14 protein-coding genes and 2 tRNA genes are annotated in these 16,471 nt (G+C 71.5%); 13 read left to right on the top strand and 3 right to left on the bottom strand.

Features of this window, described 5'->3' with window-relative positions; all coding sequences use genetic code 11:
• The first annotated feature begins 10 nt into the window (after positions 1 to 10).
• The 9 genes from gnd (at position 11) to CP977_RS17495 (ending at position 10,424) form a co-directional block, all read left to right on the top strand.
• Entirely contained in the window at positions 11 to 892 is an 882-nt protein-coding gene (gene gnd / locus CP977_RS17535) for a phosphogluconate dehydrogenase (NAD(+)-dependent, decarboxylating) (protein WP_381469166.1), read from the top strand.
• A 56-nt stretch (positions 893 to 948) separates the two neighbouring features.
• Positions 949 to 2,070: a DNA replication/repair protein RecF gene (gene recF / locus CP977_RS17530; protein ID WP_152370442.1), complete on the top strand. Its 1,122-nt coding sequence runs from the start codon at positions 949 to 951 to the stop codon at positions 2,068 to 2,070.
• A 13-nt stretch (positions 2,071 to 2,083) separates the two neighbouring features.
• Complete coding sequence (locus tag CP977_RS17525; RefSeq protein ID WP_062753756.1) at positions 2,084 to 2,653, top strand: DciA family protein; 570 nt, start codon at positions 2,084 to 2,086, stop codon at positions 2,651 to 2,653.
• A 466-nt stretch (positions 2,654 to 3,119) separates the two neighbouring features.
• Positions 3,120 to 5,150, top strand: a complete 2,031-nt coding sequence (gene gyrB / locus CP977_RS17520; RefSeq protein ID WP_062753758.1) for a DNA topoisomerase (ATP-hydrolyzing) subunit B — start codon at positions 3,120 to 3,122, stop codon at positions 5,148 to 5,150.
• Positions 5,151 to 5,191: 41 nt separating this feature from the next.
• Entirely contained in the window at positions 5,192 to 7,804 is a 2,613-nt protein-coding gene (gene gyrA / locus CP977_RS17515; RefSeq protein WP_062753760.1) for a DNA gyrase subunit A, read from the top strand.
• 109 nt (positions 7,805 to 7,913) lie between these two features.
• Positions 7,914 to 8,477 carry a DUF3566 domain-containing protein gene (locus CP977_RS17510; protein ID WP_062753762.1) on the top strand — a complete coding sequence of 188 codons (564 nt, stop codon included), beginning with the start codon at positions 7,914 to 7,916 and terminating at the stop codon, positions 8,475 to 8,477.
• Between the two features lie 110 nt (positions 8,478 to 8,587).
• Positions 8,588 to 8,661, top strand: a tRNA-Ile gene (locus CP977_RS17505).
• 168 nt (positions 8,662 to 8,829) lie between these two features.
• Positions 8,830 to 8,964, top strand: a complete 135-nt coding sequence (locus CP977_RS17500; RefSeq protein WP_003958712.1) for a DLW-39 family protein — start codon at positions 8,830 to 8,832, stop codon at positions 8,962 to 8,964.
• 158 nt (positions 8,965 to 9,122) lie between these two features.
• Positions 9,123 to 10,424, top strand: a complete 1,302-nt coding sequence (locus tag CP977_RS17495; protein WP_062753764.1) for a hypothetical protein — start codon at positions 9,123 to 9,125, stop codon at positions 10,422 to 10,424.
• Positions 10,425 to 10,437: 13 nt separating this feature from the next.
• On the opposite strand, the gene CP977_RS17490 is transcribed toward CP977_RS17495, so the two are convergent.
• Together CP977_RS17490 and CP977_RS17485 are read right to left on the bottom strand one after the other, a co-directional pair.
• Positions 10,438 to 11,850, bottom strand: coding sequence for a serine/threonine-protein kinase (locus tag CP977_RS17490; protein WP_152370441.1), 1,413 nt, complete (start codon positions 11,848 to 11,850; stop codon positions 10,438 to 10,440).
• A 61-nt stretch (positions 11,851 to 11,911) separates the two neighbouring features.
• Complete coding sequence (locus CP977_RS17485) at positions 11,912 to 12,460, bottom strand: helix-turn-helix domain-containing protein (protein WP_062753768.1); 549 nt, start codon at positions 12,458 to 12,460, stop codon at positions 11,912 to 11,914.
• A gap of 129 nt (positions 12,461 to 12,589) precedes the next feature.
• Between CP977_RS17485 and CP977_RS17480 the strand changes: the two genes are divergently transcribed.
• The 3 genes from CP977_RS17480 (at position 12,590) to CP977_RS17470 (ending at position 14,737) form a co-directional block, all read left to right on the top strand.
• A tRNA-Ala gene (locus CP977_RS17480) sits at positions 12,590 to 12,662 on the top strand.
• Between the two features lie 190 nt (positions 12,663 to 12,852).
• Positions 12,853 to 14,205 carry an MFS transporter gene (locus tag CP977_RS17475; RefSeq protein ID WP_152370440.1) on the top strand — a complete coding sequence of 451 codons (1,353 nt, stop codon included), beginning with the start codon at positions 12,853 to 12,855 and terminating at the stop codon, positions 14,203 to 14,205.
• 145 nt (positions 14,206 to 14,350) lie between these two features.
• The gene (locus CP977_RS17470; protein ID WP_152370439.1) at positions 14,351 to 14,737 is read left to right on the top strand and encodes a DUF6344 domain-containing protein; all 387 of its coding nucleotides are present in this window, start codon (positions 14,351 to 14,353) and stop codon (positions 14,735 to 14,737) included.
• Positions 14,738 to 15,040: 303 nt separating this feature from the next.
• Here CP977_RS17470 and CP977_RS17465 read toward each other — a convergent pair whose 3' ends face one another.
• Positions 15,041 to 15,754 carry a DUF5324 family protein gene (locus CP977_RS17465; protein ID WP_062753772.1) on the bottom strand — a complete coding sequence of 238 codons (714 nt, stop codon included), beginning with the start codon at positions 15,752 to 15,754 and terminating at the stop codon, positions 15,041 to 15,043.
• Between the two features lie 172 nt (positions 15,755 to 15,926).
• On the opposite strand from CP977_RS17465, the gene CP977_RS17460 reads away from it, so the two are divergent.
• The gene (locus CP977_RS17460; protein WP_062753774.1) at positions 15,927 to 16,454 is read left to right on the top strand and encodes a peptidylprolyl isomerase; all 528 of its coding nucleotides are present in this window, start codon (positions 15,927 to 15,929) and stop codon (positions 16,452 to 16,454) included.
• The last annotated feature ends 17 nt before the right edge of the window (positions 16,455 to 16,471 follow it).

Below are 16,471 nucleotides of genomic sequence, written 5' to 3'. Positions count from 1 at the left end.
AAGGAATCATCTGATGGAGCTCGGTCTCGTCGGTCTCGGCAAGATGGGCGGCAACATGCGCGAGCGCATTCGCCGCGCAGGCCACACCGTCATCGGATACGACCGCAACCCGGACCTCGCCGATGTCCACAGCCTCGAAGAGCTCGTGGCCGAGCTCAAGGGCCCGCGCGTCGTGTGGGTCATGGTCCCGGCCGGTGCCGCGACCCAGTCCACCATCGACGAGCTGGCCGACCTGCTCTCCCCCGGCGACGTCGTCGTGGACGGCGGGAACTCGCGCTGGACGGACGACGAGAAGCACGCCGAGGAGCTGGCCGCCAAGGGCATCGGCTTCGTCGACTGCGGCGTGTCCGGCGGCGTCTGGGGCCTGGAGAACGGCTACGCGCTGATGTACGGCGGCGACGCCGAGAACGTGGCGAAGGTCCAGCCGATCTTCGACGCGCTCAAGCCCGAGGGCGACTTCGGCTCGGTCCACGCGGGCAAGGTCGGCGCCGGCCACTTCGCGAAGATGGTCCACAACGGCATCGAGTACGCGATGATGCAGGCCTACGCCGAGGGCTGGGAGCTCCTGGAGAAGGTCGACTCCGTCACCGACGTGCGCGAGGTCTTCCGCTCCTGGCAGGAGGGCACGGTCATCCGCTCCTGGCTGCTCGACCTGGCCGTCAACGCCCTGGACGAGGACGAGCACCTGGAGGGACTGCGGGGCTACGCCCAGGACTCCGGCGAGGGCCGGTGGACCGTCGAGGCCGCCATCGACAACGCCGTGCCGCTGCCCGCGATCACCGCCTCCCTGTTCGCGCGGTTCGCCTCGCGCCAGGACGACTCCCCGCAGATGAAGATGATCGCCGCGCTGCGCAACCAGTTCGGCGGCCACGCGGTCGAGAAGAACAAGTAATCCACAGGCTGTGCACCCGGCGGTGCGCAGCAGCCGGGGAAGGTCGGCGCCCAACCATGCACGTCACGCATCTGTCGCTGGCCGACTTCCGCTCCTACGCCCGGGTCGAGGTCCCGCTCGACCCGGGCGTCACCGCGTTCGTGGGCGCGAACGGCCAGGGCAAGACCAACCTGGTCGAGGCCGTCGGCTACCTCGCGTCCCTCGGCAGCCACCGCGTCGCCTCCGACGCCCCGCTCGTGCGGATGGGCGCGGAGCGCGCGGTGATCAGGGCCGCCGTCACCCAGGGCGAGCGCTCCCAACTGATCGAGCTGGAGCTCAACCCGGGCCGGGCCAACCGCGCCCGCATCAACAGGTCCTCGCAGGTCAGACCGCGTGACGTACTGGGCATCGTACGGACCGTGCTGTTCGCGCCCGAGGACCTCGCCCTGGTGAAGGGCGATCCCGGCGAGCGCCGGCGCTTCCTCGACGAGCTGATCACGGCGCGCTCGCCGCGCATGGCGGGCGTGCGCGCCGACTACGAGCGCGTGCTCAAGCAGCGCAACACGCTCCTGAAGTCGGCCGCGATGGCCCGGCGGCACGGCGGCCGGGCCATGGACCTGTCGACCCTGGACGTCTGGGACCAGCACCTGGCGCGGGCCGGCGCCGAACTGCTCGCCCAGCGGCTCGACCTCATCGGCGTACTGCAGCCGCTCGCGGACAAGGCGTACGAACAGCTCGCGCCCGGAGGCGGACCGATTCTGCTGGAGTACCGGCCCTCCGCGCCGGGCCCGGGGAGCACCCGCGAGGAGCTGTACGAGCAGGTGCTCGCCGCCCTCGCCGAGGTGCGCAAGCAGGAGATCGAGCGGGGCGTCACACTCGTCGGACCGCACCGGGACGAACTGCTGCTCAAGCTCGGGGACCTGCCGGCGAAGGGGTACGCGAGCCACGGCGAGTCCTGGTCGTACGCGCTCGCGCTGCGGCTCGCCTCGTACGACCTGCTGCGGGCCGAGGGCAACGAGCCGGTGCTCGTCCTCGACGACGTCTTCGCCGAGCTGGACGCGCGCCGGCGCGAGCGGCTCGCGGAGCTGGTGGCGCACGGCGAGCAGGTCCTGGTGACGGCCGCCGTGGACGACGACGTGCCGGACGTCCTGGCGGGGGCGCGGTACGCGGTGGCCGGCGGGGCGGTGGAACGCGTATGACCGTGGAGCGCGCATGAGCGAGGAAAACCGTCCCCAGCCTGTGGACAGTGCCGCGGCCCCCGGAGCCTCGGCGCCCGAGCCCTCGGGCGTCGACCTCGCCCGGGTCGCGCTGCGCGCCGCCAAGGAGCAGGCGAAGGCGCGGGGCGCGGCCGCGCAGCAGAAGAAGCAGGCCCGGCGCGGCGGCGGGCTGCGCTCCGGCGCGCGCGCCGACGGACGCGACCCGATGGCGCTCGGTGCCGCGATCAACCGGCTGATCACCGAGCGGGGCTGGGAGACGCCGGCGGCGGTCGGCGGGGTCATGGGCCGCTGGCCGCAGATGGTCGGCGAGGACCTGGCGAAGCACTGCGTACCGGTGAAGTTCGACGACGACCCGGACGTACGGGTGCTGACCGTGCAGTGCGACTCGACCGCGTGGGCCACGCAGCTGCGGCTCCTCGCGCCGAGGCTGGTCGCCCGGCTCAACGAGGACCTGGGGCACGGGACGGTGCGGATGATCAAGGTCCTGGGGCCCGGGACACCGCGGCGGGGGTACGGGCCGCTGCGGGCGCCGGGGTCGGTGGGGCCCGGCGACACGTACGGCTAGGGCGCCGGGCTGACCGGGTTCTCGGTGGCCGGTACTCCATATATGTGCGGGTCCTTCGGGGGCCTCGTTCTCGTGGTGCGGGTACTAGGGGAGGGCGCCGTGCGCATGGCGTTGTGCCCACCCTCCCCCCAGGCTTCGCCCGGGGGGACCCCACGCCCCGGCGGAACGCATGCCCGTAGCGGGGCGGAGTGCGTACCCCCGGCGCGGGCGATCGTTCTTTGACAACGTTCGCCCCCGGCGCCCACGCCGCGCTACGGCTCGAAGCGCTGGGTGGCCGTCAGGGGGCCCTGGAGCCCCTGTCCGGATATGGGGAGTCGTCTCGCTCCCGCTCAGGGCGGCACATGCGGACTCAGGCACCGGCAAACCCCCATGAGTGTCCGAGCTACCGGTAGACTGGAGACAATCCCGCCACCCTGCGGAACATGTCGAACGACGCAGCCGCTCCCGTATGCCCGGAGAACGGCCTGTGCTGTGCCAGAAAGGGCGCTTCGTGGCCGATTCCGGCAACCCCAACGAGAACAACCAGTACACCGCCAGCAACATCCAAGTCCTCGAGGGCCTGGATGCCGTGCGCAAGCGCCCTGGCATGTACATCGGCTCGACCGGTGAGCGCGGTCTGCACCACATGGTGCAGGAGGTCGTCGACAACTCGGTCGACGAAGCCCTGGCCGGCCACGCCGACACCATCGACGTGACGATCCTGCCCGACGGCGGCGTCCGCGTCGTCGACAACGGCCGCGGCATCCCGGTGGGCATCGTGGCCTCCGAGGGCAAGCCGGCCGTCGAGGTCGTGCTGACCGTGCTGCACGCGGGCGGCAAGTTCGGCGGCGGCGGCTACGCCGTCTCCGGCGGTCTGCACGGCGTCGGCGTCTCCGTCGTGAACGCCCTGTCCACCAAGGTCGCCGTCGAGATCAAGACGGACGGCCACCGCTGGACGCAGGACTACAAGATGGGCGTCCCGACCGCCCCGCTCGCCCAGCACGAGGCGACCTCGGAGACCGGCACGTCGGTGACCTTCTGGTCCGACCCGGACATCTTCGAGACGACCGAGTACTCCTTCGAGACGCTCTCGCGCCGTTTCCAGGAGATGGCCTTCCTCAACAAGGGCCTCACCATCACGCTCACCGACGAGCGCGAGTCCGCGAAGGCCACGGTCGGCGCCGACGACCCGGACGCCGAGGCCGCCGCCGAGCCGGCCGCCCGCACGGTGACGTACCACTACGAGGGCGGCATCGTCGACTTCGTGAAGTACCTCAACTCGCGCAAGGGCGAGCTGATCAACCCCACCGTCATCGACATCGAGGCCGAGGACAAGGAGCGCATGCTCTCGGTCGAGATCGCGATGCAGTGGAACTCCTCGTACAGCGAGGGCGTGTACTCCTTCGCGAACACGATCCACACCCACGAGGGCGGTACGCACGAGGAGGGCTTCCGCGCCGCGCTGACCACGCTGGTCAACAAGTACGCGCGCGACAAGAAGCTGCTCCGCGAGAAGGACGACAACCTCACCGGCGACGACATCCGCGAGGGTCTGACCGCGATCATCTCGGTCAAGCTCGGCGAGCCGCAGTTCGAGGGCCAGACGAAGACCAAGCTCGGCAACACCGAGGCGAAGACCTTCGTGCAGAAGGTCGTCCACGAGCACCTGACGGACTGGTTCGACCGCAACCCGAACGAGGCCGCGGACATCATCCGCAAGGGCATCCAGGCCGCCACCGCGCGCGTGGCCGCCCGCAAGGCGCGCGACCTGACACGCCGCAAGGGCCTCCTGGAGTCGGCCTCCCTGCCGGGCAAGCTCTCCGACTGCCAGTCGAACGACCCCTCCAAGTGCGAGATCTTCATCGTCGAGGGCGACTCCGCCGGCGGCTCGGCCAAGTCCGGCCGCAACCCGATGTACCAGGCCATCCTGCCGATCCGCGGCAAGATCCTGAACGTCGAGAAGGCCCGCATCGACAAGATCCTGCAGAACACCGAGGTCCAGGCGCTGATCTCCGCCTTCGGCACCGGCGTGCACGAGGACTTCGACATCGAGAAGCTCCGCTATCACAAGATCATCCTGATGGCGGACGCCGACGTCGACGGCCAGCACATCAACACCCTGCTGCTGACCTTCCTCTTCCGCTTCATGCGCCCGCTGGTCGAGGCCGGTCACGTCTACCTCTCCCGCCCGCCGCTCTACAAGATCAAGTGGGGCCGGGACGACTTCGAGTACGCCTACTCGGACCGCGAGCGGGACGCGCTCGTCGAGCTCGGCAAGCAGAACGGCAAGCGGATCCGCGAGGACTCGATCCAGCGCTTCAAGGGCCTCGGCGAGATGAACGCCGAGGAGCTGCGCGTCACCACCATGGACGTCGAGCACCGCGTGCTCGGCCAGGTGACCCTGGACGACGCGGCCCAGGCCGACGACCTGTTCTCGGTGCTGATGGGCGAGGACGTCGAGGCACGCCGCTCGTTCATCCAGCGGAACGCCAAGGACGTTCGCTTCCTCGACATCTGAGTCGGTCTCAGCTGACCGTACGAAAGGACTGACGACCAGCAATGGCCGACGAAAACACCTCCGGCACCACCGAAGAGCAGGAGCCCGTGCTGCGGATCGAGCCCGTCGGGCTCGAGACCGAGATGCAGCGCTCGTACCTCGACTACGCGATGTCCGTCATCGTGTCCCGCGCGCTGCCCGACGTGCGGGACGGCCTCAAGCCCGTCCACCGGCGCGTGCTCTACGCGATGTACGACGGCGGGTACCGGCCGGAGAAGGGCTTCTACAAGTGCGCCCGCGTCGTCGGTGACGTCATGGGCACGTACCACCCGCACGGCGACACCTCGATCTACGACGCGCTCGTCCGCCTCGCCCAGCCCTGGTCGATGCGGCTGCCGCTGGTCGACTCCAACGGCAACTTCGGCTCCCCGGGCAACGACCCGGCCGCCGCCATGCGCTACACCGAGTGCAAGATGGCGCCGCTGTCGATGGAGATGGTCCGGGACATCGACGAGGAGACCGTCGACTTCCAGGACAACTACGACGGCCGCAACCAGGAGCCGACGGTCCTCCCGGCCCGGTTCCCGAACCTGCTGGTCAACGGCTCGGCCGGCATCGCCGTCGGCATGGCGACCAACATCCCGCCGCACAACCTGCGCGAGGTCGCCGAGGGCGCCCAGTGGTACCTGGCCAACCCCGAGGCCGGCCACGAGGAGCTGCTCGACGCGCTCATCGAGCGGATCAAGGGCCCCGACTTCCCCACCGGCGCGCTCGTCGTCGGCCGCAAGGGCATCGAGGAGGCGTACCGCACCGGTCGCGGCTCCATCACGATGCGCGCGGTCGTCGAGGTCGAGGAGATCCAGAACCGCCAGTGCCTGGTGGTCACGGAGCTGCCGTACCAGACCAACCCGGACAACCTCGCGCAGAAGATCGCCGACCTGGTGAAGGACGGCAAGATCGGCGGCATCGCCGACGTCCGCGACGAGACCTCGTCCCGGACCGGCCAGCGCCTGGTCATCGTGCTCAAGCGCGACGCCGTCGCCAAGGTCGTCCTGAACAACCTGTACAAGCACACCGACCTCCAGTCGAACTTCGGCGCCAACATGCTGGCGCTCGTCGACGGCGTGCCGCGCACCCTCTCGCTCGACGCATTCATCCGCCACTGGGTGACGCACCAGATCGAGGTCATCGTCCGCCGGACCCGCTTCCGGCTGCGCAAGGCCGAGGAGCGCGCCCACATCCTGCGCGGCCTCCTCAAGGCCCTGGACGCGATCGACGAGGTCATCGCGCTGATCCGGCGCAGCGACACGGTCGAGGTCGCCCGCACCGGCCTGATGGACCTGCTGAGCATCGACGAGATCCAGGCCAACGCGATCCTGGAGATGCAGCTCCGCCGGCTCGCCGCCCTGGAGCGCCAGAAGATCGTCGCCGAGCACGACGAACTCCAGGCGAAGATCGACGAGTACAACGCGATCCTGGCCTCGCCCGAGAAGCAGCGGACGATCGTCAGCGAGGAGCTGGCCGCGCTGGTCGAGCGCTTCGGCGACGACCGCCGCTCCAAGCTCGTGCCCTTCGACGGCGACATGTCCATCGAGGACCTGATCGCCGAGGAGGACATCGTCGTCACCATCACGCGCGGCGGCTACGTGAAGCGGACGAAGACCGAGGACTACCGCTCGCAGAAGCGCGGCGGCAAGGGCGTCCGGGGCACGAAGCTGAAGCAGGACGACATCGTCGACCACTTCTTCGTCTCCACCACCCACCACTGGCTGCTCTTCTTCACCAACAAGGGCCGGGTCTACCGGGCCAAGGCGTACGAGCTGCCGGACGCCGGCCGGGACGCCCGCGGCCAGCACGTGGCCAACCTCCTCGCCTTCCAGCCGGACGAGCAGATCGCCCAGATCCTGGCGGTCCGCGACTACGAGGCCGCGCCGTACCTGGTGCTCGCCACCAAGGCCGGCCTGGTGAAGAAGACCGCGCTGAAGGACTACGACTCGCCCCGCTCCGGCGGCGTCATCGCGATCAACCTGCGCGAGCTGGACAACGGCGAGGACGACGAGCTGATCGGCGCCGAGCTGGTCTCCGCCGAGGACGACCTGCTGCTCATCAGCAGGAAGGCGCAGTCGATCCGCTTCACCGCCACGGACGACGCGCTGCGTCCGATGGGACGCGCCACTTCGGGTGTCAAGGGCATGAGTTTCCGCGAGGACGACGAACTGCTCTCGATGAATGTCGTCCGGCCCGGTACGTTCGTCTTCACCGCGACCGACGGCGGGTACGCGAAGCGCACCCCCGTCGACGAGTACCGCGTCCAGGGCCGTGGCGGCCTCGGCATCAAGGCCGCCAAGATCGTGGAGGACCGCGGCTCGCTCGTGGGCGCGCTGGTGGTCGAGGAGACGGACGAGATCCTCGCCATCACGCTGTCCGGCGGTGTGATTCGTACGCGAGTCAACGAAGTCAGGGAGACCGGCCGTGACACCATGGGCGTCCAGCTGATCAACCTGGGCAAGCGCGACGCCGTCGTCGGCATCGCGCGGAACGCCGAGGCCGGCGGCGACGACGAGGTCGACGACGCCGACGAGGCCGAGGGCGTCGTCGAGGTGTCCGAGACCGAGGTGGTCGAGGGCGGGACAGCCGAGGGCACGGAGTCCTCGGCCGGGGAGCACGAGGAGTAAGAGCGTGAGTGGAGCCACGGGCGCCGGATCGGCGGCCGCCGGAGCTTCTTCTGCAGGGGCCGGCGCGAACGGCGCCCGTGGTTCCGCCACGAACTCCCAGGGGGTTGCGGTGACGGACACTCGGGGGCAGCAGCCCTCGTACGAGAGCTACAACGGGCCGCTGCCCGGCGAGCGCGCCGGTGGGCAGGCGAGCGGGCCGTACCACCCGCCGCAGGCCTACGGCGCCCCGACGACGGGCGGCACGGCGGGCGGCCAGACCGGGGCCGTGCGCCGGCCCCGTACGGGCGCGCGCACGACGCCCCGGACGCGCAAGGCCCGGCTGCGGGTGGCGAAGGCCGACCCGTGGTCGGTGATGAAGGTGAGCTTCCTGCTCTCCATCGCGCTCGGCATCTGCACGGTCGTGGCCGCGGCGGTGCTGTGGATGGTCATGGACGCCATGGGCGTCTTCTCGACGGTCGGCGGGACGATCAGCGAGGCCACGGGCTCGAACGAGTCCAACGGCTTCGACCTGCAGTCGTTCCTGTCGCTGCCGCGGGTGCTGATGTTCACCTCGGTGATCGCGGTGATCGACGTGGTCCTGATGACCGCCTTGGCGACGCTGGGCGCGTTCATCTACAACCTGTCGGCCGGTTTCGTGGGCGGTGTCGAGCTGACGCTGGCCGAGGACGAGTAGTAGGCGAGAGGGACGCGCGGGGCCGGTCCCGGGAACGGATTTTGGGACTGGCCCCCACGTGCGCTAATCTTCAGGAGTCAGCGCGCGGGACACACACCGCAGAGCGCGGCGGGGCTATAGCTCAGTTGGTTAGAGCGCATCCCTGATAAGGATGAGGCCACAGGTTCAAATCCTGTTAGCCCCACTTTTCGATCGACCCGGACGGTTCATTCGTCCGGGTCGATTTCGTTTTCCCCGGGGTGAATCGGGGACGTCGTGGGTTTGAACCTCGCACAGGTCACCGATCGGTATCGGTCGATGTGTAGAGTGGGCGTCAGAAGTCTCCTACGTCAACGAAAGACGAGGTCGCGCGGTGAAGAAGCTTCTCCTGGTCGCACTGGCCGCCATCGGCGGGCTCCTCGTGTACCGCCAGATCCAGGCGGATCGCGCCGAGCAGGATCTGTGGACGGAGGCGACCGACTCCGTGCCCGCAGGTTCGGGTGTCTGAGACGAAGACCGTCTGTGGGTGAAGCCCCGGCCGCGCACCAGCGGGCCGGGGCTTCGCTCTGTTCCGGGGCCGTCCGGATCCCGCCCGGCCCTGTCGGCGGTTTGCCTGGGCGAATATGTTGCTTGCCCACGTGAAGAGGAAGCGATGAGGGGGAGCGCGTGAAGAAGCGGGCCGGCACCGGCAGGAGGGCGGGGGCCCTGATCGCGGCCGCAGCGGCGGTGGGCACGGTGGCGGGGCCGCCCGCCCAGGCCCGGGCCGCCGACGGGGAGGCCCTTCCGCCGTACGCCTTCGACGCCACCGCCCAGCAGGTCCGGGGCGCCGACTCCAGCTCGTACGCGCGGGAACTGAAGGCCGGGCAGACCTACCGCGACACGCTGGAGAAGGACGGCAAGGTCTACTACCGGATCGTCCTCGACGGAAAGCGGAACACGTACGTCTCCGCGGTCGCCGTCCCCAAGCCCGGCGGCAAGGTCGATTACGGCGACGGGTTCAAGGTCAGCATCCAGGACGACTCCGGCACCGAGTGCGGCTACCAGCAGACCGGCTTCTCCCCGGCCCGGTACACCCGCCCCCTCACCGCGTACGCCCGCCGCGTCGTGAACCCGGACGGCTCCGGCTGCCAGAAGCCGGGCAACTACTACGTGCTCGTCGAGCGCACCACGAAGGCGGGCTCCGACCCGGCCGCCTGGGACCTGGAGATCCGGCACCTGACCGAGCCGCTCCTGAAGAAGGCGGGGCCGACCGAGCTCCCGGAGGCCTGGCCGTCCGCCACGCCCGCGCCCCTGACGGGCGAGCCGAAGACCCGGCAGGGCGGCTCGGGGGTCTACGACGCGGCCTCGCTGACGCGGGGCGAGTGGCGGTCCGACATCCGGCCGGGACAGACCCTCTTCTACCGGGTCCCCCTCGACTGGGGACAGCAGCTCTTCGCCACCGCCGAGCTGGGCAGCAGCACCGCGGGCGACGACTACGTCTCCAACGCGCTGGTGCTCTCCCTCGCCAACCCGGCGCTCGGCCACGTCGACGACGGGACCGTCGGCTACAGCGGGAAGCAGACGACGCTGGCGCTCGGCCCGCAGCGGCCGGTGGCGCACGAGAACCGCACCGCGTACAACGAGGCGACGAGCGGGATGCGGTTCGCCGGCTGGTACTACCTGTCGGCCACGCTCAGCCCGGAGATCGCCAAGGAGTACGGCGACGGGCCGGTGCCGCTGACGCTGCGGGTGAACGTGCTGAACGCGGCGAAGCCCGGACCCGGGTACGACGGGGACCCCGGCCCGTTCGCCGTGACCGCCGGCGACAAGGAGGCGGCCGAGAAGGGGTCCAGCGGGGCGCAGGCGGACGAGGAGGCGGAGCGCGGCGACACCATGCGGCTGGTCGCCGCGGCCGGGCTCGGCACCGGGACGGTGCTGCTCCTCGGCCTCGGCGCGTGGACGCTGGTGGCGCGACGGCGGACGGCGTGACCCCTGCAGACCCTCAGAGCTGAGTGAGGGCCCAGAAGCCGACCGCGAGGCAGACGAGCGCGAGCAGGAGCACCGGGACCGCGACCTTCGGGGGCGGTCCCGGTCGGCGTACGGGGGCGGGCACGGGGGCCGTCATCGGCTGCGGGTACCCGTAGGGGCCGGGGGCCCGGGCGGGAGGAGCGGTGTACGGGCTGGTGGGGGCCGGCCCGTACGGGACCTGACCGTACGGTGCCGCCGGGGAGGGCGCCGGGCCGTAGGAGGGGGAAGGGGAGGGGGCCGGCTGCGCGACCGGCGGAGGCAGATGGAAGCTGCCCGTCTCGGAGGGGTGGGACGGGGGCGGGGTGACCGGCGCGGCCGGGTGCGGGGGGAGGTTCCGCGGCGGTACGGGCGGGGGGAGGGGGCGGCCCGGGTCGGTGGCCGTGGGGGTGCCCTGGTCGGCGGTCGTGGCGGGGGCCCGGCCGTCTTGACCTTCCTGGCCGTCCTGGCCGTCCTGGCCGTCCTGTGCGGGGCTCGTGTGGCCTGTGTGGTCCGCGTGGTTCTTGGGGCTCGCGGGGCCTTCGGGACCGAAGCCGGGCGGCAGGGGGCCGAGCTGGTCGAAGATCTCGACCGGCTCCTCGGCGGCGGTCGGCTCGGGCAGCAGCTCGACGGCTGCGCTCAGCGCCTTGCGCGCCCCCGTGGCCGTACGGAAGCGGGCCTGCGGGTCGGGCTGGAGCAGTCCGGCGAGCACCTGCCACAGGGGCTCGGGCATGCCCTCGGGGGCGCCCGGGGTGCCGTGCGTGAGGAAGTGCTCGACCAGGGCCTGGGAGTCCGGCTTGCGCCCCTGGAGCAGGTAGAGGGCGACCAGGCCGACGGCGAACAGGTCGGCGGTGAAGTCCGGTTCGGCGCCGAGGAGCTGCTCGGGCGCGAAGTAGCCGGGCGTCCCCACGACGTAGTTGGTCTCCGTGAGCCGGGGCTCGCCCTTGCGCATGGAGATGCCGAAGTCGGAGAGCCGCAGGTGCGGCCGCCCGGTCCCGGTGACCTCCAGGAGGATGTTGGCCGGCTTGATGTCCCGGTGGACGACCCCCTCGGCGTGCACCGCGGCCAGGCCCGAGAGCAGCTGGTCGAGGAGGACGCAGACGAACCGGGGCGGCAGCGGGCCGTAGTCCCCGATGACGTGGGCCAGGGAGCCGCCGGCCACCAGGTCCATGGTGAAGAGGACCTTGTCGTCGTCGGCGGCCCAGCTGGCCGGGGCGAGGACGTGCGGATGGTCGATCCGCAGCGCCTGCTCGCGGACGAAGCGGAGCAGGGTGTGGGCGTCGCTCTGCAGGAGCACCTTGGCCGCCACGTAGCGGCGGCGCCGGTGGTCCCAGGACCGCCACACCGCGCCCGCCCCGCCCCGTCCGATCGGGTCGATCAGCTCGTACCGCCCGGCGAAGACCTCACCCATCGTGCTGCGCCCGCTCCCCGTCGCTTCGTCTCTCCGCGGTCCCGGCCGGCCGCCGGGCCCGTCAGTTCTGGTGCGACTCGTAGTGGGCGACCGCATCCGCGGTGCGCCCGGCGCCGTACACCCTGAGGAACTCTGCCAGTTCCGGGTGGGCCGGGGCGAGGGAGTCGGCGGCGTCGATGATGTCGCCCGCGGCCGCGACGGAGCGCAGCAGGGACTGGATCTCGCGGACCACCCGGCGCACGGTCGGGGCGCCGGAGGCGGTGCCGGTCTGGCCCGAGCCGGTGAGGACGGAGCCGCCCTGCGACTTCTTGATCTCCTCCATCCGGTCCGTGGCCTCGGCGGCGCTGACGCTGCCGTCGGCGACCTGCACGGCGAGCTCCTGGAGGGCCTGGACGCGCTGGACGACGGCCGGGTTGCCGATCTTCGCCCGCTGGCCGCTCATCAGCTGGGACAGCATGGGCGCGGAGAGCCCGAGCACGGCCGCGAGCCTGGCCTGGTTGAGCCCGAGATCGTCGATCAGCCGACGGAAGAGCGCCCCCAGCGGCTCCCCGTACCAACTGCGCTGAAGCTCTCTGGCTCTGGCCGTGGCTTCCTGCTGCGCTGCGTCCATCACTTCTCCCCATCCCTGCGGTTCGCCACTGCGAACCTCGGTCAGCATCTTACGGAGCGTGGTCGCGGACCGGGAGTCCCAATCCTTTTGCCGGACATGGGGGGTGACCCGGTACGCTGTCCTCGTTCCGGGGCCTTAGCTCAGTTGGTAGAGCGCTGTCTTTGCATGGCAGATGTCAGGGGTTCGACTCCCCTAGGCTCCACTCCGGACGGACCCCCCTGACCTGCGGAAGCGCGGGCCAGGGGGGTCTTTCGTGTTTCCCGGGGCCCGGGACGGCGGGCGGGCGGCGGGTGCGGGGCCGTGGCGCTGGGTGATCGAGGGGAAAGTGGCCCATACGGACGGACCTCCAATGGACCAGGAGGGGCGGGCCACTCGGTTCTAGCGTCGTGTCCATGGCGAACGAGTCGGGCGCGCGGGAGCGGACGGACACGGCGGAGCGGTACGCGCGCGGGGGTGGTGGGCACGCGCGTGAGGGCGGCGGGCACGCGCGCGTGGAGGGGGCGTACTGGGGCGGAGGAGCGGCGGGCGGGGGCGCGCCCCGCGCGCTGGTGGTCGCGCAGTTCGTCAACGCGGTCGGGGACGGGGCCTTCTACGTCTCCTCGGCGCTCTACTTCACCCGGATCGTCGGGCTCTCCGCGCCGCAGATCGGGGCCGGGCTCGCGGTCGCCTGGGCCGTCGGATCGGTCGCCGGGGTGCCGCTGGGGCATCTGGCCGACCGGCGGGGGCCGCGCGGGACCGCCGTCCTGCTCGCCCTGACCACCGCCGTGTCCGTCGCGTCCTTCCTGGTCGTGCGCTCCTTCGTGCCGTTCCTCTGCGCGGCCGTCGTGTACGCCGCGGCGCAGAGCGGTCTCGCCGCCGCCCGGCAGGCCCTGCTCGCCGGGCTCGTCGGGCCGGCCGCGCGGACGCGGGTGCTCGCCCGGCTCCAGGCCGTCCTCAACGGCGGGCTGGCCGTGGGGGCCGCGCTCGGCGGGCTCGCGCTGCACGCCGGGACGCGGACCGCGTACCTCTCCGTCTTCGCGCTGGACGCGGTCGCGTTCCTGGCCTGCGCGCTGATCCTGGGCCGGCTGCCCTCGGGGACGGCGGCGACGACGACCGGCCCGGGGTCGGCGGGCGGCGGACCGGGGCTCGCGGTGCTGCGGGACCGGCCGTACGCGCTCCTCGCCCTCCTCAACGCCCTGATGCTGCTGCGGATGCCGCTCCTCAGCCTCGCCCTGCCGCTGTGGATCGTGGAGCGGACGGCGGCGCCCGGCTGGGCCGTGTCGGCGCTCTTCGTCCTCAACACCGGTGTGGTGATGCTCTTCCAGGTCCGTGCCGCCCGGTCCGTGACGGACCTCGCCACGGCCGCGCGGGCCGTGCGGTGGTCGGGTGCGGTCATGTGCGCCGCGTGCGCGGTCTTCGCGCTGTCAGGAGCGCTGCCGGGGTCGGGCGGTGGCGCCGGGGCCGGAGCGGCGGGGGCCGCGGTGGCGGTGCTCGTCCTCGGGGCCGTGCTCCAGGTCCTCGCCGAGATGCGGCACTCCGCGGGCGCGTGGCAGATCGGCTTCGCGCTGGCCCCCGCCGACCGGATCGGCCAGTACCAGGGCTTCTACGGCTCCGGCGTCCCCGTCGCCCGCACCCTCGGGCCCCTGCTCGTCACCACGCTGCTCATCGGCCGGGGCGTGCCCGGATGGCTGCTCCTAGGCGGGGTCTTCCTGGTCGCGGGGGCGGCGACGGGGCCCGCCGTGCGGTGGGCGGAGCGCGCCCGCTGATCCGTACGAGTGGTGTTCATCCGAAGAACTGCGCGCGGGCGGCGTCGCTCCGTGCCATTCCGGGGCGCAGGCACATCATGAGGAAGGTATGTAAAGCGCGCAACCCGAAATGAACCATCCGAGAACATCACGAAAGTGAGGGATCATGGCCACCGCCAAGGTCAAGCAGTTCTGGGCCGCCTTCATCTCCGTCCTCTTCGCCCTGCTCGCCTCCGTCGGCCTGGCGGGCACCGCCGCCGCGGCCCAGCAGCCCGCCGTTCAGCAGCCCGAGGAGCCGACCGCGCCCGCCGCTCCCGCCGCCGCGACCGCCTCCACCGCCGTCGGGGAGCGCGCCTCCGTCTCCGTACCGGCACAGCGGGCGCACCGGTGGCCGCTCGCCGGGGACCGGTCCCTGCCGCCCACCATCAAGCAGCGCATCGCCGCCGAGGCCCACGGTTCCTCCCCCACCGCGCGCCAGCGGTCGTCCGTGCCCGCCGCGGCCGAGAGCGACCCGGTCGCGCTGACGGAGCTGGCGCTCGCTTCGGCGGCGTAGGGCACGGGGAGACCACGACGTGCACTCCCCGCACCTCACCCACCGTGCGTCGGCGCATGGGGCGAACCGGCACCATGCGATGGACGCAGATGTAGAAGCAGACGTAGACGTAGACGTAGACCTGGACGCAGACGCAGACGCAGACGCAGACACAAACGCAGATGTGGATACCGGCGCTATCCGGACTCACCGGGACGCCAGACCCACCCGCGCCACCCGGCAGCACCCCGCGGGCCTCCGCACCGCGGTACGGCACGACCACCCGGCAGGGCCCCACGGGACCCGCGGGAGAGCCTCGTCCGGTCAGCGGCCCTCGTCGCGGCGCTCGGCGGCCTCCTGGGCGTCCAGTTCGGCGGCCTCCGCCCTGGCCTCGGTCTCCTTGGCCTCCACCTCCGGGTCGAGGACGGACCCACTGCCGTCGACGGACGTCAGTACGGTGACCTCCTCGTCCACCTCGGTGGCGGCGGGCGGCTCGACCAGCCAGTCGGGGTTGGACTGCTTGTCCCACCACTTCCAGGCGGCGAACAGGCCGCCGGCCACCGCGCCGAGGACCACGAGTCCCTTGGCGAGGCGCCCGGCCCTGGCCCGGCGCTCGTGCTTCTTCACGATCTTCCGGATGTCCTTCGGCGTCACCTGACCGCGCAGCGCGGCCCAGGCGGCCGTGGAACGCGCACCGGCCTCCTCCAGGACGGGTCCGGTCGCGGCGACCGCGCTCTCGACGCGCGGAGCGGTGTAGTCGGCCGCCTGACGGGCGGCCCGGCGGGTCTTGACCGCCGCACGCTGTGCGGCCGCGTCGACCCGCGGCGGCACCCGCGGCGCGACGTGGGAGTCGTACTGCGCACGGGCCTGCTTGGCGGCCTTCGAGAGCTTGGGCGCGATGACCTCCCGCGCCTCGTGCGCGTAGTGCGTGGCCTGGTCCCGAGCCGTCTCGGCGTAGGGCGCCACCGCTTCCGCGGCGTGCAGGACGCTCTCCTTGGCCGAACCTGTCGCGGAGCGCACGCTGTCCATGCGGGTCACGGGGTTCCTCCTCCTCGGTGGCGATGTCGGGTTTTCGCCTTTCCATCCTTTTCGAAATCATGCCCGCCGGATCCAGGTCCGGCATGTGGGGCGGGCATCCGGGGCATGCGAGGATCGTTCACTGCAGAGTCAGGCGTGACATCACGCGCCCCGAAGTGGACGGAAGGCGACCGTGGCCGAGCAGCTGTACGCGATCCTCAAGACGAGCCTGGGCGACATCGAGGTGCGGCTCATGCCGTTCCACGCCCCGAAGACGGTCCGCAACTTCGTCGAGCTCGCGACGGGCGAGCGCGAGTGGACGCACCCGGCCACCGGCGCGGTCTCCAAGGACCCGCTCTACGACGGGACGGTCTTCCACCGGGTCATCAAGGACTTCATGATCCAGGGCGGCGACCCGCTGGGCGACGGCACCGGCGACCCCGGCTACTCGTTCGCCGACGAGTTCCACCCGGAGCTCTTCTTCGACCGCCCCTACCTCCTCGCCATGGCCAACGCCGGCCCCGGCACCAACGGCTCGCAGTTCTTCGTCACCGTCGCCCCCGCCACCTGGCTGAACCGTAAGCACACGATCTTCGGCGAGGTCGTGGGCAAGAAGGGCCGGGAGGTCGTGGACGCGATCGCGGGGACCGCGACCGATCCGCACACCGAGCGTCCGCTCCGGGACGTGGTCCTCGAGTCCGTGGTGATCGAGAAGCGCTGAGCCGGAAGGGACGGGGA

The organism is Streptomyces cinereoruber (assembly GCF_009299385.1).
Lineage (GTDB): Bacteria > Actinomycetota > Actinomycetes > Streptomycetales > Streptomycetaceae > Streptomyces > Streptomyces bikiniensis.
Note: the sequence above shows the minus strand (reverse complement) of the source record. Positions and strands in the feature narration are given on the sequence as shown.